The sequence below is a fragment of the Shewanella sp. WE21 genome (assembly GCF_002966515.1).
Classification (GTDB): domain Bacteria; phylum Pseudomonadota; class Gammaproteobacteria; order Enterobacterales; family Shewanellaceae; genus Shewanella; species Shewanella oncorhynchi.
In genome coordinates this window covers 771,023-790,583 of sequence record NZ_CP023019.1, presented here as the reverse complement: position 1 = coordinate 790,583, position 19,561 = coordinate 771,023, and the positions used below count along the sequence as shown (strand labels likewise).

Sequence of the window (19,561 nt, the reverse complement as noted above, 5' to 3'; positions counted from 1 at the left end):
CGACAGTGTTATCTGCTTGGGTATTTCAGTCGATTTTGGCTGTATTAGAATGCCGTTTAGCCTAAGGCGCCTAATATGCGATGCTTGAATTCACAGCCGTAGGACTCAACTTGTTCACGACAGATGTCGATATCAACACCCGCTAATCCTTCGATGGCCGAAACTTGTACCGTTTCAATATAGTGTGGCGCTAATGCGATGAAAGCATGTACGGCGGCATAAGAACCGGCGAGTTTGGGGCGACAATGTTCCATATAGGCGGCTTCATTATCCGCATTGAGGGAAATGGATAAACTATCAACGCAGTTGGCCAGTTCCGGCAAAATATTGCGCCTATGGACTAAATTACCTAAACCATCGGTATTAATGCGTACTCGCCCACCTCTTTGTTTAATTTCTTTCGCCACCGCCAGCAAGGTTGGAAGATTTAAGGTCGGTTCGCCATAGCCACAAAATACATATTCTTCGAAGTCTTTAACATCGCCAAGCAGTGGAATAATTTCTTCGGGCTTAGGTTGGTGACACAGTGCCAGTTGATATTCGTGGATCTGTTTACTGCCATTATGTTTTGGACAAAACGCGCAGCGCAGGGTGCAGCGACCCGTAATATTAAGGTAGCGACTGCGACGAATATCATAGACAAGCGTTTCAGTCGCACAGGTTTCATTTGTGCAAACTTCATCTGTTATGTGACCGTTCGCTAGGGTTTCTGTGGTGACAACTTGTGGTTTATCAATATTTTGCTTGTGCAGATGCTCAGACATAATGATGGGTTTCATTCTAACGATAGCTGACGACTTAAACACAGTGTAGCGAAAGCCTGATGCGATAACTGTCAACTAGATCGCAACTTGAAAGCTCAAGCCACTCGCAGCAGACTCAAAATGACATAGATGATTGAGAGGTTATTGACTCGCACAGAGGATTAAAAAGAGAGCCTAAGCTCTCTTTTTAAGTTTCAAGACATTGATTAACTGCTTCTAGTTAACTTCTTATAGATAGTCTTTTTTATAGTCAGTGGGAACTGGCGGCTCTAAATGTTCAGGTGTAAAGTACACTTCATGGTCTTTTTTAGGCTGCCACCACCAATGGAAGAAGCGGCTACTAGTGCGCTTAACGTCGTCGAGTATGATGTACAGCAGGGGTACTAAAATTAGCGTCACAACGGTCGAGAACAGGATACCGAAGGCGAGGGATGTCGCCATAGGGATCACTATTTGCGCCTGCAAACTACGCTCGAGAATAATAGGTACTAAGCCGACGAAGGTGGTGAGTGACGTTAGGATGATCGCCCTAAAACGATAACAGCCTGAATCGACCGCCGCCTGCCTGACCGATTGCCCTTGCTCCCGCGCACGGTTCACAAAGTCCACCAAAATCAAGGAGTCGTTCACTACCACTCCCGCTAATGCCACTATGCCGCAGAGACTTAACACGCTCATCGCGAGTCCCTGAATTAAGTGACCAAACAGGGCGCCGATAATCCCAAAGGGGATCACAGACATGATGATTAACGGCTGACTGTAGGATTTAAGTGGCACGGCCATCAGGGCATAAATGGTGAACAGCGCAAAGAAGAAGCCTTGCATCAAACCGACCATGGCATTCTGTTCATCCAAACTGCCACCGTCCAGTGCAGTTTGGATTTTAGGGTACTTGGCCTGCAATTGTGGCAGGTAATCTTTTTGGATTTCTTGCACTACTTTTGAAGGTTCAACGATGTTTTTGTTGGCATTTGCCGTGATGGTAATCGCTCGCTTGCCGTCAACACGGGTAATTGAGGCGTAGGATTCACCTTTTTCAATTTGTGCAACGGTCGAGAAGGGAACCGAAGTGCCCGTTGGCGTGCGGATCAGCATATTTTCAAGATAACCCACAGTACGACGTTGTTCTAATGGGTAGCGCACCATCACCTTGATTTCTTCTTTATTACGCAAAATCCGTTGGGCTTCATAACCATAGAAACCGTAACGTACTTGGCGGGCTAAATCGGAAAGCGTGAGGCCAAGGGCTTCTGCTTCTGGGCGTATCTTGAGGCGAATTTCATGGCTGCCCGATGAAAAGTTGTCGGCAATATCGTACACGCCTTCATAGCTGGCGAGTTTTTGCTTCAACTCCTTAGAGGCTGCGGACAGCTCATCGAGGTCACTCGAGGTCAATCTGAAGGAAATATCGCCACCAGCATCGTTGGTGCTCGCGTTAAAGCTGAGTTTTTTAACCGACAAAAGCTCAGGCAATTGTTCACGCCACGCGGCAGCAATCGTCACGCCATCGACTTCCCGGTCTTCACCTTTCGTCAGTTCGGCAAAAATGAAGGCAGAGGTACGGGAGCTCATATTGATAAAGCTGTGCTTCACCACTTGATAACCGTTATCTTTCTCCATTTTTTCGTTCATCTTGTACAGGGCTTCTTCTATGCTCTGTACCACTTTTAAGGTGTTACCTTCGGAGCTGCCTTCATCCATCTCAAGTTCAACTTGAATAAAGTCTGAGGGAATGTCTGGGAAAAATACCCAGCGCACTTTGCCACTGGCGACTAAGGCAATAGACAGAATTAATACACCGATAAAGGCCGCGACCACGTTGTATCTGTGTTTGATACAGCGCTCGAGGAAGTTGCGATAGCTGTGGTGAATAAAGTATTGCACTCTGTCGTTAAAATTGGCTTTTAGGTGGCCAAAGAATCCCTTTGGTGCGCCAGGTTTTTTAAACTTCATGTGCGCTAAATGCGCTGGCAGAATGAATTTAGACTCTACCAGTGAGAAGGCTAAACAGAGGATGACCACCATACCGATGGATTTCCAGATAATCCCCATAGGGCCAGAAACCATTAACATGGGAATAAAGGCTGCAATTGTGGTTAAGACCCCGAAGGTTGCGGGCATCGCCACTTTTTGCGCACCGCGGATCACGTTCTCAACCGAGTGACCGTGGCGTTCGACCTCTGTGTAGGCACTCTCGCCGATGACAATGGCATCATCCACCACTATTCCGAGCACTAAGATAAAGGCGAATAGGGTCAACATGTTGATTGTCATGGAGAAAGGTTCGAGCGGCATGACCAACATAGTGCCGAGGAAACACACGGGTATCCCCATCATGACCCAAAATGCTAACTTCAGATCGAGGAACATGGCTAAGATGATAAATACCAACAAGGCACCGTAAAACATGTTTGACATCATCATGTCTAAGCGGCCCTGGAGATAATGAGTCATATCACCCCAAGTATCGAGTTGAGCGTTCGCTGGCAGTGTGGCGCGGCGCTGCTCTACGTACTGTTTGACTTGGTCTGCAATGTCTAAGGCGTTTTGATCATCAATGCTGGTAACTTCAATAATCGCAGCGGGTTTGCCGTTAAAGCGGGTATATTCCAAACGTTCTTCGAAATCATCTTTGATGGTCGCCACTTGTGGCAGCATCACGCGGCTACCGTCGGCGCGAGTTGTGACGACTATATTGGCAAAGTCATCGCCCGTGTAGGCTTGGCCTTTGGTGCGCAATAGGATATCGCCATCTTGAGCACGAATAGAGCCACCTGGTAAGTCTAAGGAGGAGTTTTGCACTGCTAATGCGACCTGCGAGAAGGTCAAACCGTACTCTCGTAACTTATTCTCAGAAACTTCAATACCGATTTCATAATCGCGCACCCCAGTGACTTTCGCGCGGGTTACCGCGGGGAGTTGGGTTAAATCGTCACGAACCGATTTAGCCAATTCTTTCATGTCGTGGAGTGTCATATCGCCATAAACAGACACCCAAATGACGTTATTCTCAGGTTTGATTTGAGAGATATTCGGTTTTTCGATGTTCACTGGGAAGGTTGAAATTGCATCTAACCGCAGTTTGGCTTCATCGAGAATGGTCTGCACTTCGTAACCGTCTTCAACTTCAACGGTAATCGAGCCAACGCCTTCGCTAGCCACAGAAGTCACTTTCTTGATGCCGTTGATATCTTGGATGGCTTCTTCAATCTTGATGTTGATGCCTTCTTCGATTTCCTGTGGCGCCGCACCTGGATAGGCGACTGAAATATTTAATAAATTGAGTTCGAAAGAAGGAAAAACCTCTTTATTAATCAAAATACTGCTGAACAGGCCGCCGATGAGCAGAACACACATTAATAAGTTCGCGGCCACACTGTTGCGGGCGAACCAAGCTAAGATCCCTTTTTGAGTGTCCATTATTTGACTCCAGCGGCCGCAAGACTCGATTCAGGAGTATTTTCTTTTGGTGTCTCAGTGGGCAATGCCGCTTCACCTAAGATTTTGACCATTTGCCCATTTGCCATACTGTTGAAGTGGGTCGTAGCGACGCGTTCGCCCGTTTTTAGACTGTCTTTGATGAACACATTTTCTAAATCACTACGAACTACATTTACTTGGCGCATTTCAATGATATTTTTGTCGTTGACTAGGGCGACTTGGTCGTTACGAACCACATGGCGGGGCAATTTGACTATGCCATCGACAGTGCGGCCCTTGATAACTGCATTGACGAAGCTGCCGTATTTAAGCGGTAAGCTACCTGGCACTTTATTCGCGCGCAGATAGGGATCTTTGATTTCTGCGACTAAATACACCATGCGATTTTCGGCATCGATAACACCTTCACTGCGGATAATATTGCCTTCCCAAGTATTTTCTTTGCCCGCCAAAGAGGCGCTAAGCGTGACTTGGGTATCGGGATTATCGACAGACTCTAAATAGGCTAAATCATCATTAGAAATGGGTAAGCGGATTTCGGCAACGCGAGTATCGTAGAGCTCACCTAGATTAGTGCCTAAGCTAACGTATTGACCTAAATCGACATTTCTAACTTTGATTATGCCATCAAAGGGCGCGCGAATAACCGTGCGCTCAAGGTTACGTTGGGCGCGCGCCAGTGCTGCTTGTGCATATTTTACGTTAGCTTGTTCTTTTTTGAGTTGCGGGATACGTAGACCTAATTCAGGGGGCAAGCCCTTGTCGTAGCCTTTGAATTCGATTTTAGCGACTTCACCACGGGCTATTTCTTCGTTCAGTGCGGCGGTGGCTTGGGCCAGCGTCGCTTCGGCTTGCATTAAGTCAGCCTCGTAATCTGAGGGCTCGATTTGCGCTAATTGGTCGCCTTTCATAACTATGCCACCTGCAACAAAATGAGGGGAGATAGTGAGCATTCTGCCTTGAACTTCGGTCACGAGTTGGGTTTTATACTTTGGGGTAACCACGCCGTAGGAAGGTAAGTTTAGCGATACTGTTTGTTGAGTCACTTGCGTGACATCAACGATAGGAATGGGCATCTCTTCAGGTTTTTGTTCTGGCGCCTCCTTCGTTTGCATTAATAAGGCTGCGCCAAAGACAAACAGCAGCAGAATAAGAAAAGGAGACAGTCTCCTTAGTAGGGTCTTCATCATATAATGGTTAAATCCATGCTAATCGCGTAATGGGGTTAAAGTAGCAGAGTCGGCCACGCCAATAAATTTATTTTTGTAAATTAAATGTTTCTAAAAGTGATGCCGCGACAGATATGCGCATCATGCATCGATATTTGGGCGAAAATTAGAGCAGAAAAGTGATGAAAGGTTCAGTTAGGTGATTGGAATATATTGAAATAAGAATGAATACGCATTGGGGTTAACCGCTCTAAAACCGCCGCATTTCATTCTATATAATTAAACATAGCAGGATATTTTTAGTAAAATCACCCACGTAAGTTATATTTTGGTAATAAAAAAGCCGCATATAGCGGCTTTAGTTTGGTGAATTTAAGCGGGTGTTACTTTTTCTTACGGGCGATTTTACTCGCTTTCTTTGCCGCTTCTTTCTTGCTCGTTTTCTTCGCAGCTTCTTTCGCTTTCACTTTGGCTTTTTTCTTACCCGGTGTGCGCGCTTCTTTATTCTTTGGACGCAGCTCTTCGATCACGCGGCGTTTCAACGGCTGCTCGATATAACGCTCGATTTTACCGACGATACGCATGTCGTGGGCTTCGGCAAGTGAAATCGCGGTACCTTTTGCGCCAGCGCGGCCAGTACGGCCAATGCGGTGGATATAAGTGTCGGCAGAACGTGGCATATCGAAGTTGATCACATGAGTGATATCGTCGATATCGATACCGCGTGCAGCCACATCGGTCGCCAACAAGACATTGACTTCACCTTTAGTAAAGCGACTCAAGGCTTGGAAGCGTTTCTTCTGTTCCATATCGCCACGCATAAAGGCGCAGGGAATACCGACTTTCAGTAACTGGCCTTCTAGGCTAGAAACGATGTCGCGGGTTTTCACAAATACGATAGTCCGTTTGACATCCTCTTGGCGTAGCAGATGACACAACAGCGCAAATTTATGCTCTTTATCATCGGCTAAGTGGATCCATTGGTGGATCTTGGCTTTTTCACTGCGAGGGGCTTCAACATCGATTTCAATCGGGTCGTTTAACACTTCACGGGCAAAACGTTGTACACCGCCGCCTTCTAAGGTGGCAGAGAACAGCATGTTCTGTTTGCGGCCTTGGGCCTCAATAGCAATGGCTTGCACCACAGAAGAGAAGCCCATGTCTAACATGCGATCGGCTTCGTCGATAATTAAGATATCGACTTCTTGGGCATTGAAATTGCCTTTGTCTAAATATTCCATCAGGCGGCCTGGGGTCGCGACCAGAATATCGACGTTGCCTGCTAAGGCTTCTTCCTGTGGTCCATAAGGAACGCCACCAGTAACGATAGCAATATCTAAACCTTGGCCCGTGGCTAGGTGGCTCGCATAACGGTGGATTTGGCTGGCTAACTCACGGGTTGGCGTGAGGATTAGCACCCTTGCTTGTCCAGCAAAACGACGGGGAAAGTCGATCAAATGTTGTAGCGATGGCAGTAAAAAGCTCGCTGTTTTACCTGTTCCTGTCGGGGCGCGCGCAAGAATATCTCTTTGCTCTAGGGCGTAAGGAATCGTTTCTTGCTGAATCGTAGTGGGTGAATGATGCCCCATGGCATTAAGCGACTCTAATAAGCTAGGGTCAAGCTGGAAATCTTCAAATTGCATGCGCAGCGTCTCGACGGATAATAGCGAAGCATTATAAAGGTTATGGCGGTTAACTTAAATAACTTATCTAGATCTCCTGTGTTTATCTTCTGAGTCAGTAAAGTTTTATGGTAATTGGCATAAGTTAATTACTTTTAGGTCAATGTATTAGCATTTAATTTGTGGGAAATTGGACCTTTCGTTAAATTTGCCAAACTTCGATAGCTTTACTTAATGTGTCAGGATTGGACTCGATATCAGTATTTAAGGTAAAAATCTCGAACCAATTGCACCATGGTTTGTGTGTATTGGCCTGAACGTTCACGAATAGTGATATCACTGAGCTTTGGAACCATTTGTGGATGAGTCTTGTGGGCGAGTACGCAGAGTACTCGATTAGCGCTTTTTCCTACAATGCTGATAAGGTTGGTTATTTCAATCAAATTGAGCTGAGAGTGCGCTAAGATTTCGTCGAAACGGGCCATACACTGCATTGGTAATATGAGACTTGCTTTTCCTTGTGGTGCTAGGCACACATGAATGGCATCGAGTAGTGCGGTAAAGCTTAAGCTATCTGTGTGACGGGCCATAGCGCGCTGGGATTGTATCGCTTGCGTGCCTTGCTCAAAATAGGGGGGATTACAAATTATGTGTTCAAAATACCCTTGATACTCAGTTTGTTGGCAAAAGTCTTGGATGCTGCAATTAACTAAGGTCAGTCGATTAGCCCAAGGACTATTGTGGAAGTTATGTTGGCAAGCATGGGCGGCATTGGTGTCTAATTCGACACTGGTGATATGTGCTTGACTGCGCTGAGCGGCCATTAAACTGAGTAAGCCGCTGCCTGCGCCTATATCTAAGATTGATTTCGCGGTGGTCAGTTGTGCCCATGCCCCAAGGACGACGCTGTCTGTGCCTACGGCCATGCCGCAATTCATGTCATCGATATGAAATTGTTTAAAAGTGAATGCCATGGGGAGTTAATTTTGCCGTTCTAAAGTGATTTAGGCCCAATATTGGGCGCGCAATATTCTAATTCTAGCCCTCGTTTTTAGCTAATGTTTTTAAACAGTCGCATCTGTCCTCGCTGTATGAATTTGTGTCGCCAAATCATTTACTATTTTACGTGGCAATACTGATTTCACTTAATTAACGCTTTAATTTATTGCCTTAGAAACCTTTTATTAGCAGTTAATTAGCATTATTTAGCTTTTTTTGCCTGAACGGACTTGTTGTCTTGTATTGATGCTTTAAGTCTGGTATTAGTTTCGCCCCCATTTTTAATCACTTTTAAGATTAACGGATAGGTAAACGAGTTTGTTGGTGAATTAGTCGTCAGTTAGGCTACATAAACGTTCGCCATCGTTTATAAACTCGGCAGATATCGAACATATTTACCACGGAATTGTGTAAACATAGATTTGCACTCCGGATGGGCTTTGTTTTAGCTATGGCTAATCGACACATAATCACTTAAGTTTGTAAAAAAACAATAAGACAAGATGGGGCTTCCAGTGCAAGACAATCAGATGAGTATCGGAGATACATTAGGCTTAGGTTTTATGACCTTTGCGTTCTTTTTAGGTGCGGGAAACCTAATTTTTCCACCATTCGCGGGTATGTTAGCGGGCGAAAATATGCCCCTCGCCATGTTGGGTTTTTTGATTACCGCCGTAGGTTTACCTTTAGTTGGACTGATTGCTGTCGCTAAGGCTCAAGGTAAGGTTATGGCTATGCTGCCAGTATTTGCAGCAACGACATTGGCCGTCGCGATTTACATTATTATCGGCCCCGCTTTTGCTGCGCCGCGTACGGGATTAGTGGCTTACGAGATTGGCGCTAAGCCATTTATCGATGACACCACGGCAACGTTTTTGCTGGGCAGTTTAGAATTAAACCTGACGCAACTGCTATACACATTAGGTTTCTTCGCTGTCACTATGTTGCTGGCGCTTTTCCCAGGTAAGTTGCTCGATAGCGTAGGTAAAGTATTAACACCTATTTTATTGATTTTGTTGGTCGGATTAGCAGTCTCCGTGCTGTTTTTACCTGCATCCGAAGTGGGCCAAGCTGTGGGGGATTACCAACAGCATCCGCTGACCAAAGGTATTTTGGAAGGCTATAACACTATGGATACGTTAGCATCCTTGATGTTTGGTATGTTGATTATTGATATCCTGCGTAAAAAGGGTATTGACCAACCCAGCGATCAAACTAAGTATCTCATTCGTGCAGCCTTTATCGCCGCCGCTGGTTTAACTTTTGTGTATGTGTCCTTGTTCTTTTTAGGTGCAACCGCCGGCGACATCGCTATCGGCACTAAAAATGGCGGCGAAATATTAACAAATTACGTGACCCGCGAGTTTGGGGAACTAGGCTCAGTCTTGTTGTCATCAGTCGTGACTTTAGCTTGTTTGACCACTGCGGTTGGACTAGTGAGTGCGTGTTCTGAGTTCTTTAATGAGCTAATGCCTAAACTGTCTTACCGTTTCCTCGTGATCTTTTTAAGCTTGATATGCGCTGTGATTGCGAACGTGGGCCTAAGTCAGTTGATTGCTATTAGTATTCCCGTATTAATGACGATTTATCCTGTGGCTATTGCTCTTGTGGTTGTGACTTTCCTGACCGCTTATTTTGCGAATCCACAGTTTGCACATCGTGCAGTACTGAGCGTGGCACTGTTTTTCGGCATCTTCGATGGTCTTAAAGTGGCAGCGAAAAGTTTGACTGACGCTGATGGTCAAGCCATGAATGGCTTAGCACAGGTTTTTATCCATGTAGTGAATGTTATGTCTCCAGTGTTATCTAAGCTGCCACTCTATGAAGAAGGTATGGCTTGGTTATTGCCGACCATTGCGACGATTGCACTGTGTTTAGTATTCGGTCGTGGCCGTGGTCAAACGGCTGCAGCCTAGGCTTTGCATTCGAGTTCTCGTCTTTATGCTTAACTCAGTTAAGCTTATGCAGGCTTAGACATATTTAAATTAATATCAACGGCGTATCATTTGATTACGCCGTTTTTTTATGGAGTATTTGTGCCTAAAACCTATATGCCAGATCCACTTATCGATGCTTTTCTTGATGATCTTTGGTCAAGCAAGGGATTGAGTGATAACACGCTATCGGCCTATCGTACCGATCTACGCCATTTTGATCGTTATCAAGGTCAGCAAGGCGTGACGTTACTCGCGGTTTCTCAGGCCGATGTTAGGGCATATCTGGCCTTTAGAGTTGAGCAGAATTTTGCGCGTACCAGTAGCGCTCGGCTGCTCAGCAGCTTACGGCGTTTCTATACTTATCTGGTGCAGACCAAGCAGATTTCAGCCGATCCTATGGCCTTAGTCGAGTCACCTAAGTTAACGCGCCATTTGCCGGATTCTCTGAGTGAGTCGCAGGTTGACCGTTTACTGTCTGAGCCCAATGTGGATGATGCTGTCGAATGCCGTGACAAGGCAATGCTAGAGCTTTTGTATGCAACTGGCCTCAGGGTGAGTGAACTTGTCGGCTTGACCATGGAACAAATGAGTTTGCGCCAAGGCTTAGTACGTATTGTGGGCAAGGGTGGCAAAGAGCGTCTTGTGCCGCTGGGGGAATTGGCTATTACCGAAGTGGAGGGCTACATGAAATTTGCTCGCCAAGAGTTGCTCGGTAATAAACAATCTGATGTGGTATTTCCGTCGAAACGCGGGCAGATGATGACGCGGCAAACTTTTTGGCATCGGATTAAACTTTATGCTCTGCGTGCGGGGATTGAAACTGCATTATCACCGCACACTTTACGCCATGCTTTTGCCACTCATTTGCTCAATCACGGTGCCGATCTGCGGGTTGTCCAACTGTTATTAGGTCACAGCGACTTATCGACGACACAGATTTATACCCATGTAGCACGGGCAAGATTGCAGGAATTGCATCAACAGCATCATCCTAGAGGCTAAAAAAAGGATTTAGTTACAGCATAAATTTGCTTTCCGCGCGGCTTGTCTGTAACTTTTTGCCCCTATACAGGGTCTATTGAATATCTCGAGTTAGAACGGCCCCAATATCTCGTTGTAGCGACACAATTTATAGGATGTCCCATGAAGTTGACCCCAGCATTATCCTTAGTTTTTGCCCTCCTAGTTGCACCACTTGCCAGCGCTGCCACTGCGACGTCTCCCGATACCGCTGCGATTAAGCAAAAACTCGGTGAGATGTTAGATGTTGAAGTCATTTCTATGCAGGACTCACCAATTGAGGGCTTGTATCAAGCCATGACCAACCGCGGCGTGCTCTATATTAGCCGTGATGGTTCAAAACTATTCCACGGTAGTGTGTATGATATCGATAAGGGCATGAAAAACTTAACCGAAGCCGCATTAGCGGGTCCGCGTTTAGAAATGATGAAGCCGCTTGAAGAGAATATGCTTGTCTATAAAGCGAAAAACGAAAAACACGTGGTCACTGTATTTACCGATGTTAGCTGTGGTTATTGCCGTAAATTGCATAGCCAAATGTCTGACTACAATAAACTTGGTATTACAGTGCGTTACTTAGCCTTCCCGCGCGCGGGTGTGCCGTCAGCTAATGCCGATGAGATGCAAGCTATCTGGTGTGCTAAAGATCCATTAAAAGCCATGACTGATGCTAAAGCGGGCAGCAAAGTTGCCGCGGCAACATGTGATGCTAAAATTGCTGAGCAATATGCTTTAGGCACAACCTTTGGTGTTAATGGTACGCCTGCAATCGTATTAGAAGATGGCAATATGATCCCTGGTTATCAACCGCCTGAAGACTTATTACGCACCTTAGAGGCACGTCAGTAACAGCCTAAAATGTAAAATTTATCCCACGAAAGGTGAGCTTAAGGCTCACCTTTTTGTTATCTTATTGCCACGATTTCATGAGAGTTTGAGTCCCTTGATCCATAAGATAGTCCGTCGCCCAACCGTTGATGATAGCCATTTACCCGCTCATCTTTCGCCGCTATTGAAACAGCTTTACGCTCGTCGTGGTGCGCTAACCCACGAATGCGAGCTTGTCCTTAAGGGTCTATTAAGACCTGAAACCATGAAAGGGTTGCCCGAAGCCGCGGTGCTTATCGCCGATGCAATGCAGGTGAATAAGTCGATTCTGATCGTGGGTGACTTTGACGCAGATGGCGCCACATCAACCAGTGTGTGTATGTTGGCGCTGCGGATGATGGGCGCGGTGAAAGTGGATTATTTGATCCCCAATCGCTTCGATTATGGTTACGGCTTAAGCCCTGAAATTGTTGCAGTTGCGGCCTCCAAACAGGCAGAGCTACTCATCACAGTTGATAATGGTATTTCATCAATTGACGGTGTTGCGGCGGCCAAAGCCTTTGGTATGCAAGTGGTGATTACCGACCATCATTTACCCGGCCATGAGTTACCCGCTGCCGATGCGATAGTGAACCCTAACCAACCGGGCTGTCCATTTGCCAGTAAATCGATAGCGGGTGTCGGCGTGGCCTTTTATTTGATGACGGCATTAAGGGCTGAATTACGGACGCGAAACTGGTATCAAACCCATGGTATTTCTGAGCCTAATTTAGGCACATTACTCGATATCGTTGCCCTTGGCACCGTTGCCGATGTGGTGTCACTCGATGCCAATAATCGTATTTTGGTTGAAGCAGGTTTGCAGCGCGTGCGAGCCGGGCGTTGCCGTGTGGGGATTACTGCGTTGCTTGAAGTGGCGAAGCGAAATCCGGCGCGTATTGTCGCATCTGACTTTGGTTTTGCCGTGGGCCCTAGACTGAATGCCGCAGGGCGACTAGATGAAATGGCACTTGGGGTTGAAACCTTACTCTGCGAAGACATGATGTATGCACGGCGCATGGCGGCAGAGCTTGACGGATTGAATCAAGAACGTCGTGAGCTGGAAGTCGGCATGCAGCAGGAAGCCTTAAAAAGCCTAGAGCACTTAAAGCTTAACGAAGCCGAGTTACCTTGGGGGATTGCTTTATTTCAAGAGGATTGGCATCAAGGCGTGATCGGGATTTTGGCCTCGCGCATTAAAGACAAATACCATAGACCCGTGATTGCCTTTGCCGATGCTGGCAATGGTGAAATTAAAGGCTCGGCGCGTTCGATCAAAGGCTTGCATATGCGCGACTTATTGGAGTTAGTGAACACTCGCCATCCGGGACTGATTATCAAATTTGGTGGTCATGCAATGGCGGCGGGTTTATCGCTCAAAGCGGGCAGTTTTGCGACATTTGCCAAAGCCTATGATGATGCGGTGCGTGAGCAGCTTAAACCTGAGTTGTTAACGGGTGAGCTTTGGTCCGATGGCGAGCTCACTCCCGCAGAGTTGAATCTTGAAATGGCTCAGTTACTGCGCAATGCGGGGCCTTGGGGACAAGCTTTCGAAGAGCCGTTATTCGATGGTTACTTTACGATAGTGCAACAACGTCTTGTCGGTGAGCGCCACCTTAAGCTCGTACTCGAAACCCAATGCGGCACTGTGATGCTCGATGCCATTGCCTTTAATGTGGATTTGCACACTTGGCCAGATGCGACGATTAATCATGCCCGTATTGTGTATAAACTCGATGTGAATGAGTATCGCGGCAATTTTTCGCTGCAACTTATGATTGAGCAAATCGAAGCTATGTAAGCTTCTGATGACAAGGAGTTAAGTTGAAATCATTATCCGATAAAAAAATTCGCCAGCTACTTAAGCGTTTTGCTTGGATATATGTTATCTGCTTAAGTGTACCGTTTATCTCAACCTTACTCACTACTAAGGCTCAGGGGCAAATGCTGCTTATGGGGATTTGGCCCGCAGCCTCCTTGTTTTACTTTCTCGCTTACCGTTATTTAGCTAAATCCTTTAAGTATGAAATCAATCGCCACTTAGCCTTTAGTTATCATGGCGGTGGCACTTTAGCGGGGGCTTTGTATTCGTTAGCTAAAGTGGTGTTATTAGCGATGGCATTTATGATATTTATGAGTGCCAATAACACCTGAACTGACGTTAACGGAAAATTTCGGAGAAAGGAAAATGCTGCAGGAAACAGGATACAGAGTCAGTACAGATCAAGCTGAAATGAATCTTGAGGTTATCCATGGCTTTATTAGTAATAGCTATTGGGCGCAGGGCATGCCAAAGGCGCTGCTACAAAAAGCGTTAGCCAATAGCCTGTGTTTTGGGGTATTTGATAAGGACAATCAACAAGTGGCTTTTGGCCGCTTAATCACAGATAAAGCCACTTTTGCCTATCTTGCCGATGTGTTTGTACTTGAGTCGCACCGTGGCTTAGGCTTAAGTAAGTTGATGATGACATCAATTATGGAACATCCTGAATTACAAGGTTTAAGACGGATAATGTTAGCCACCCGCGATGCCCATGGACTCTACGCCCAGTTTGGTTTCAACGCGGTCGATACCCCTGAAATGCTCATGCAAATTAGGCCTGCTAAGCCTTATCAATACCTTAGTTAACATCAAAAAAAATAGCCAGCATTTGCTGGCTATTTTTGCGTTAGCTTTGATGTCTGTTGACGAAGCCTTAAGCGGCTTTGGTCGCGGCGGTTTCTTCATCGCTGTGGCGAATTAAGTAATCAAATGCGCCCAGTGATGCGGTCGCGCCGCTGCCCATGGCAATGATAATTTGCTTGAAAGGTGAGTTAGTGACATCACCTGCGGCAAAAATACCTGGGACTGAGGTTTGGCCGCGCTCATCGACTATGATTTCGCCCCTTGGGGTTAAATCGATAGTGCCCTTTAACCATTCCGCATTCGGTACTAGCCCAATCTGCACGAAGATACCTGCAAGTGCGACATGGTGACTCTCGCCAGTGGCTCTGTCAGTGTAGTTCAGGCCATTAACCCGAGTACCATCGCCAGTCACTTCAGTGGTCATGGCTTGGGTAATGATTTTAATGTTACCCATAGAAGCCGCTTTACGTTGCAGTACATCGTCGGCGCGCAGGGTTTTATCAAATTCCAGCACAGTCACATGTTCTACTATGTTCGCAAGATCGATAGCCGCTTCGATACCTGAGTTACCGCCGCCGATCACCGCCACACGCTTGCCCTTAAATAACGGGCCATCACAATGTGGGCAGTATGCGACGCCTTTGCCGCGGTATTCTTTCTCGCCGGGGACGTTCATTTCACGCCAGCGGGCACCTGTGGCTAACAATACGGTACGGCTACGTAATTTAGCGCCGCTTGCCAGTTCAAGTTCGAACAAACCGTCAGTCGTCAATGACACCGCTTTTTGGTTGTCCATGATGTCAACTTCGTAGTCTCGTACATGGGCTTCAAGGTTTGCCACTAGTTTTGGACCTTCGGTCGCTTTGACCGAAATAAAGTTCTCGATACCGACGGTTTCAGCCACTTGTCCGCCAAACTTGTCGGCAACAATACCGGTGCGAAGTCCTTTACGTGCTGCATAAATAGCTGCCGCTGCGCCGGCTGGGCCGCCGCCAACGACTAAGACTTCGAATGGCGCTTTTTCATTAATTTTATCGGCCTTACGGCTTGCGGCATTGGTATCCAGTTTATTGAGGATCTCGCCAATGCTGATACGGCCGGCTGCAAACACTTCGCCATTTAAGTAGACAGAAGGCACAGCCATAATGTTTTTGCTGGTTACTTCTTCTTGGAACAGGGCACCGTCGATCATCACGTTGGTGATATTCGGGTTAATGGCCGCCATCATGTTCAGTGCCTGTACTACGTCTGGGCAGTTTTGGCAGGTCAGTGAGACGTAAGTTTCAAAGGCATATTTGCCTGGCAGATTGCGGATCTGCTCAATAATATCATCGCTGAGTTTGATTGGGTGTCCACCCGTGTGCAGTAATGCCAGCACGAGTGACGTAAATTCGTGACCCATAGGCAGACCAGCAAAGCTGATTTGCGTATTAAGCTCTGGGTTAATCACTGTCATTGCCGGGGTGCGTTCGCCCTGAACTTCTTTCAGGCTCACCAGAGAAGATAGGCTGACAATGTCTTGCGCTAAACTTTTTAATTCTTGAGACTTTCTACTCTCATCTGCAGACACGACAAGTTCAACTGGTCTCTTGAGGTTTTGCAGGTAGGTTTGCAGTTGATTTTTTAAATTCGCATCTAACATTTGATGACTCCAAAATAGCTTAAAAGGGAGAAAAGGGGGCCAGTCTAGGCCCTTGCAGGGGCGGGCTTAATCCTTTGCTGTGTGGCGCTACAACTGTGTTGGCTGTAACGCCAATCAGCTTGGGATGCTAGACTGGCGGGGTTGACGCTTTGCAGGCTAAATTAGATTTTGCCAACGAGGTCTAAAGACGGTGCTAATGTTTCGTCACCTGGTTGCCATTTAGCTGGGCAAACTTCGCCATCGTGAGTAGCAACATATTGAGCTGCTTGAATTTTACGAACTAGCTCTTGAGCGCTACGGCCGATGCCTAAATCGTGAACTTCGCTGACCTTGATTTGGCCTTCTGGGTTAATCACGAAAGTACCACGCAGTGCTAAACCGTCTTCTTCAATCATCACGCCGAAGTTACGGCTGATAGTGCCTGTTGGGTCAGCCAGCATTGGGAAGTTGATCTTCTTGATGGTGTCTGACGTGTCATGCCATGCTTTGTGAGTGAAGTGTGTGTCAGTTGATACTGAGTAAACTTCAACGCCCATACCTTGCAGTTTTTCGTAGTGATCCGCCATGTCGCCTAATTCAGTTGGGCAAACAAAGGTGAAGTCAGCTGGGTAGAAGAATACGACTGACCACTTACCTAACAGGTCTTGTTCAGTTACTGGAACGAACTCACCATTGTGGAATGCAGTGGCTTTGAATGGTTTGATTGTGCTGTTGATAATTGATTGAGTCATTTTATGCTTCCATTTAGTTGATGATGGCTTAAGTTCATAACGAGGACATTTGCTTGCGTCCTGTCGATGTGAAGCATATTACCGACTCGATTAAAATTAAGATAACGGATAAAAACTATTATCTTAATCGGTTTAGTAGAATGATGATGCGATTAGGTCGGACTCAATCGGTTTTTCTGCGACGGCTGCGGGTTTGGCGTGATTGGGTGTAGTTTGGATTTAGCCGGCTGGTTTTTGTTGATTGAGATAAGATAAATTTCGAGCATAAAAAAGGGATATCAATGATATCCCTTAAAGTGTAAATACAATTAAAACAAGATACTGAGGTTCTAGGTTCTAGGTTCTAGGTTCTAGGTTCTAGTTCTGTGCTTTGGGTTGAGTTAACCAAGTGCTGAGTAAGCGCACGCCGTAACCTGTTGCACCCGCAGGCACAACGGCGGTATCGGTGGCGGTTAAGGCATTGCCCGCGATATCGATATGTGCCCAAGGCTGTTCGCCCGCAAAGCGTTTTAAGAACATTGCCGCAGAGGAAGCGCCTGCGCTGCCTTCTTTACCTGTGTTTGTGAGATCCGCGATAGTGGATTTAAGCTCATCCGCATAGGCTTGATCTAACGGTAAGCGCCAGACCTTTTCGCCAACCTGTTGACCTGCATAAGTTAGCTGCTGCACTAAAGGCTCAGAATCGGTAAACAAGCCTGCGTAAACATTGCCTAACGCACTCACTTTTGAGCCAGTCAGTGTCGCAACATCGATAATCACTGATGGCTTATAATTTTCTCTGGCATACCAGAGGCCATCGGCCAGCACTAGGCGACCTTCGGCGTCGGTATTGAGCACTTCAACGGTGAGACCTTGGGCGGTTTTAATCACATCACCTGGGATCATTGCATGACCCGATACCATGTTCTCCGCCATTGGCATAATCGCCACTACGTTGACAGGCGCTTTTTGAATCGCCATGGCTTTTATAGTGCCAAGCACTGTGGCTGCACCTGCCATATCTGACTTCATCCGCGCGATTGAAGTACCTGTCGCCTTAATATTGTAACCACCCGAGTCGAAGGTGATGCCTTTACCGACCAGTGCGATTGGCGCGTCTTTGCTACCAGGCCAATGGGCGACCACTAACTTAGGTGGGCGCTCGCTGCCTTTACCTACAGCAGCTAAGGCGCCCAGTTGTAGACGTTCGATATCTTTGGCTTCTAATACCGTGACTTTAACGCCGAGGGATTTGAGCTTTCTGGCTTCGTTAGCAAAGCTGTCGGGATACATAATGTCTGCAGGTGCGTTTGTCAGATCGCGCGCTAAAAACACACCCGCTTCAACCGCTTGCAGATTTTTATGGTGTTTTTGGTTGCGACTTAAATCATCGACAGCGATTTGGTAGTTCTTCTCGGCACGGGGGCTCGCTTTGAACTGAGTATAACGATAACTGCGTAGTTCAATTCCGTGGGCAAGCTCAGAGGCAAATAGCGGCGCGGCAGTTAAGCCTTGGGTGAGTACACGCACTGTGGCTTGGGGAACCGTATCGAGTTTAGCCGCAACATTGCCACCGATGGTATTAATGTCGCCGGGCGTTAAGTTTTTTGCATCGCCAATGCCGACCAGTAAGACCCGTTTAGCATCAATTTCGCTGGGTACCAAAATCTCGAGGATTTCCCCCCGTTTGCCGGAAAAAATATTATCCGCCGTTGCTAGGTTTAATTGGTCTTGGGTCGACTGAGGTAAAAAGTCGATCCCATAGGTAGTGGAGTCAGCACTTTGGAATAGCACTAATGTATCTGAATTCAGTGAGCTACGAGTGTCAAAACTAAAACTTTCGGCGTTAGCATTGAGAGAGTTAAGGCACGCCAGAGCCATAACGCTTAACATCAATTTATAATTATTTTTCATGGTGACAGCTCATATCATGGAAGTGTGAGAAGAATATCAAAGCTCAGCCTTAGGGTTAACTAATTTACGTTATTTTGCTGATATTAGTATTAAATCCAAGGCCCAAAGCGTGTCAATGATCGATCAAGGGCAAAACCCAATTGTTGCGATAAAGATTGAGCACTACTTTTAAGGGCCGAGGTGCCTAAAAGCTGTGGCGATTGGCTCGCAAAAATCACCCAATTACCGCCGCCTGTGAGACAAGCGTTCACATGGGCAAAGTGTTGTTGTAAGTCGGCTAACAACTCGCGATTTTGGCTATGTTCTTTCCAGCAGTTCAGCACTAAATACCCATTGGGTTTGATGAGGTTAGTGCATTGCTCAAGGAATATTGGCGAAAGCTGCCCTGTTTCAACGCCTTTGGCTGTGTAAATATCGGCAAAAATTACATCCACTTTTTTATGATCGCCAGCAGCTAAAAAAGCAATAGCATCATCATTGATAAGATTGAGCTTTTTACCTATCGGCAGCTGAAAATAGCGCTTAGCTAACTCAATCACCGCGGGGCGTAATTCCACTGCTGTTAACTTTATTGCCGCATCGAAATTGCGCAGTGAGTGAATAATCGAGCCGCCGCCTAAACCTAAAACAATAGCGCTCTTGGGCTTACAAAATAGTAAAACCAACAACATGGCTTGCAGATAAGTGTGCTGGGGAATATGGGGCGCCGCCTTGAGGATCTTACTCTGCTCATCGTTATCCCCAAAGGACAGGATCCGTGAGTCGTCGTAATCGATTACACGAATCGGGCCTAGTGCGTCTTGGGTTTCATGTAAGAGGGTCGAATCGGCCATATTGGATTAATTACTCG

At 46.5% G+C, this 19,561-nt stretch carries 15 protein-coding genes; 6 read left to right on the top strand and 9 right to left on the bottom strand.

Annotated elements, in window-relative coordinates; genetic code table 11:
• Positions 1-56: 56 nt before the first annotated feature.
• The 5 genes from CKQ84_RS03295 to CKQ84_RS03275 all read right to left on the bottom strand — a co-directional run bounded on the left by CKQ84_RS03295 (position 57) and on the right by CKQ84_RS03275 (position 7,970).
• Complete coding sequence (locus CKQ84_RS03295) at positions 57-764, bottom strand: TatD family nuclease-associated radical SAM protein (RefSeq protein WP_105250090.1); 708 nt, start codon at positions 762-764, stop codon at positions 57-59.
• Positions 765-992: 228 nt separating this feature from the next.
• Positions 993-4,184 carry an efflux RND transporter permease subunit gene (locus CKQ84_RS03290; RefSeq protein WP_173913144.1) on the bottom strand — a complete coding sequence of 1,064 codons (3,192 nt, stop codon included), beginning with the start codon at positions 4,182-4,184 and terminating at the stop codon, positions 993-995.
• Positions 4,184-5,395 carry an efflux RND transporter periplasmic adaptor subunit gene (locus tag CKQ84_RS03285; RefSeq protein WP_028761617.1) on the bottom strand — a complete coding sequence of 404 codons (1,212 nt, stop codon included), beginning with the start codon at positions 5,393-5,395 and terminating at the stop codon, positions 4,184-4,186. Before CKQ84_RS03285 ends, CKQ84_RS03290 begins: the two co-directional genes overlap by 1 nt.
• A gap of 362 nt (positions 5,396-5,757) precedes the next feature.
• Positions 5,758-7,017, bottom strand: a complete 1,260-nt coding sequence (gene srmB / locus CKQ84_RS03280) for an ATP-dependent RNA helicase SrmB (RefSeq protein WP_105250089.1) — start codon at positions 7,015-7,017, stop codon at positions 5,758-5,760.
• Between the two features lie 236 nt (positions 7,018-7,253).
• Positions 7,254-7,970, bottom strand: a complete 717-nt coding sequence (locus CKQ84_RS03275) for a tRNA1(Val) (adenine(37)-N6)-methyltransferase (RefSeq protein ID WP_105250088.1) — start codon at positions 7,968-7,970, stop codon at positions 7,254-7,256.
• Positions 7,971-8,498: 528 nt separating this feature from the next.
• On the opposite strand from CKQ84_RS03275, the gene brnQ reads away from it, so the two are divergent.
• From brnQ to CKQ84_RS03245, 6 genes are all read left to right on the top strand, one after another.
• Positions 8,499-9,911 carry a branched-chain amino acid transport system II carrier protein gene (gene brnQ, locus CKQ84_RS03270; RefSeq protein WP_173913143.1) on the top strand — a complete coding sequence of 471 codons (1,413 nt, stop codon included), beginning with the start codon at positions 8,499-8,501 and terminating at the stop codon, positions 9,909-9,911.
• 120 nt (positions 9,912-10,031) lie between these two features.
• Positions 10,032-10,934: a site-specific tyrosine recombinase XerD gene (gene xerD, locus CKQ84_RS03265; RefSeq protein WP_105250086.1), complete on the top strand. Its 903-nt coding sequence runs from the start codon at positions 10,032-10,034 to the stop codon at positions 10,932-10,934.
• A gap of 141 nt (positions 10,935-11,075) precedes the next feature.
• Positions 11,076-11,801 (top strand): bifunctional protein-disulfide isomerase/oxidoreductase DsbC, encoded by a 726-nt coding sequence (gene dsbC, locus CKQ84_RS03260; protein WP_105250085.1) that lies wholly within the window; start codon positions 11,076-11,078, stop codon positions 11,799-11,801.
• A 94-nt stretch (positions 11,802-11,895) separates the two neighbouring features.
• Positions 11,896-13,620, top strand: coding sequence for a single-stranded-DNA-specific exonuclease RecJ (recJ, locus tag CKQ84_RS03255; RefSeq protein WP_105250084.1), 1,725 nt, complete (start codon positions 11,896-11,898; stop codon positions 13,618-13,620).
• 23 nt (positions 13,621-13,643) lie between these two features.
• Entirely contained in the window at positions 13,644-13,973 is a 330-nt protein-coding gene (locus CKQ84_RS03250; protein ID WP_105250083.1) for a hypothetical protein, read from the top strand.
• Between the two features lie 34 nt (positions 13,974-14,007).
• The gene (locus CKQ84_RS03245) at positions 14,008-14,448 is read left to right on the top strand and encodes a GNAT family N-acetyltransferase (RefSeq protein ID WP_105250082.1); all 441 of its coding nucleotides are present in this window, start codon (positions 14,008-14,010) and stop codon (positions 14,446-14,448) included.
• 67 nt (positions 14,449-14,515) lie between these two features.
• Here CKQ84_RS03245 and ahpF read toward each other — a convergent pair whose 3' ends face one another.
• The 4 genes from ahpF to CKQ84_RS03225 form a co-directional block, all read right to left on the bottom strand.
• On the bottom strand, positions 14,516-16,087 hold the full coding sequence (gene ahpF / locus CKQ84_RS03240; protein WP_105250081.1) for an alkyl hydroperoxide reductase subunit F: 1,572 nt from the start codon (positions 16,085-16,087) through the stop codon (positions 14,516-14,518).
• A gap of 161 nt (positions 16,088-16,248) precedes the next feature.
• On the bottom strand, positions 16,249-16,818 hold the full coding sequence (gene ahpC, locus CKQ84_RS03235; RefSeq protein WP_105250080.1) for an alkyl hydroperoxide reductase subunit C: 570 nt from the start codon (positions 16,816-16,818) through the stop codon (positions 16,249-16,251).
• A 357-nt stretch (positions 16,819-17,175) separates the two neighbouring features.
• On the bottom strand, positions 17,176-18,711 hold the full coding sequence (locus CKQ84_RS03230; protein WP_105250079.1) for a leucyl aminopeptidase: 1,536 nt from the start codon (positions 18,709-18,711) through the stop codon (positions 17,176-17,178).
• Between the two features lie 89 nt (positions 18,712-18,800).
• Positions 18,801-19,544 (bottom strand): spermidine synthase, encoded by a 744-nt coding sequence (locus CKQ84_RS03225; RefSeq protein ID WP_105250078.1) that lies wholly within the window; start codon positions 19,542-19,544, stop codon positions 18,801-18,803.
• Between the last annotated feature and the right edge of the window lie 17 nt (positions 19,545-19,561).

What these genes read in the sequence shown, in the direction of transcription:
- dsbC (WP_105250085.1), top strand. Translation starts at nt 11,076, where the DNA reads ATGAAGTTGACCCCAGCATTATCCTTAGTTTTTGCCCTCCTAGTTGCA.
- srmB (WP_105250089.1), bottom strand. Translation starts at nt 7,017, where the DNA reads ATGCAATTTGAAGATTTCCAGCTTGACCCTAGCTTATTAGAGTCGCTT.
- CKQ84_RS03275 (WP_105250088.1), bottom strand. Translation starts at nt 7,970, where the DNA reads ATGGCATTCACTTTTAAACAATTTCATATCGATGACATGAATTGCGGC.
- CKQ84_RS03285 (WP_028761617.1), bottom strand. Translation starts at nt 5,395, where the DNA reads ATGATGAAGACCCTACTAAGGAGACTGTCTCCTTTTCTTATTCTGCTG.
- CKQ84_RS03290 (WP_173913144.1), bottom strand. Translation starts at nt 4,184, where the DNA reads ATGGACACTCAAAAAGGGATCTTAGCTTGGTTCGCCCGCAACAGTGTG.
- CKQ84_RS03245 (WP_105250082.1), top strand. Translation starts at nt 14,008, where the DNA reads ATGCTGCAGGAAACAGGATACAGAGTCAGTACAGATCAAGCTGAAATG.
- CKQ84_RS03230 (WP_105250079.1), bottom strand. Translation starts at nt 18,711, where the DNA reads ATGAAAAATAATTATAAATTGATGTTAAGCGTTATGGCTCTGGCGTGC.
- brnQ (WP_173913143.1), top strand. Translation starts at nt 8,499, where the DNA reads ATGGGGCTTCCAGTGCAAGACAATCAGATGAGTATCGGAGATACATTA.
- ahpC (WP_105250080.1), bottom strand. Translation starts at nt 16,818, where the DNA reads ATGACTCAATCAATTATCAACAGCACAATCAAACCATTCAAAGCCACT.
- CKQ84_RS03295 (WP_105250090.1), bottom strand. Translation starts at nt 764, where the DNA reads ATGTCTGAGCATCTGCACAAGCAAAATATTGATAAACCACAAGTTGTC.
- ahpF (WP_105250081.1), bottom strand. Translation starts at nt 16,087, where the DNA reads ATGTTAGATGCGAATTTAAAAAATCAACTGCAAACCTACCTGCAAAAC.
- CKQ84_RS03225 (WP_105250078.1), bottom strand. Translation starts at nt 19,544, where the DNA reads ATGGCCGATTCGACCCTCTTACATGAAACCCAAGACGCACTAGGCCCG.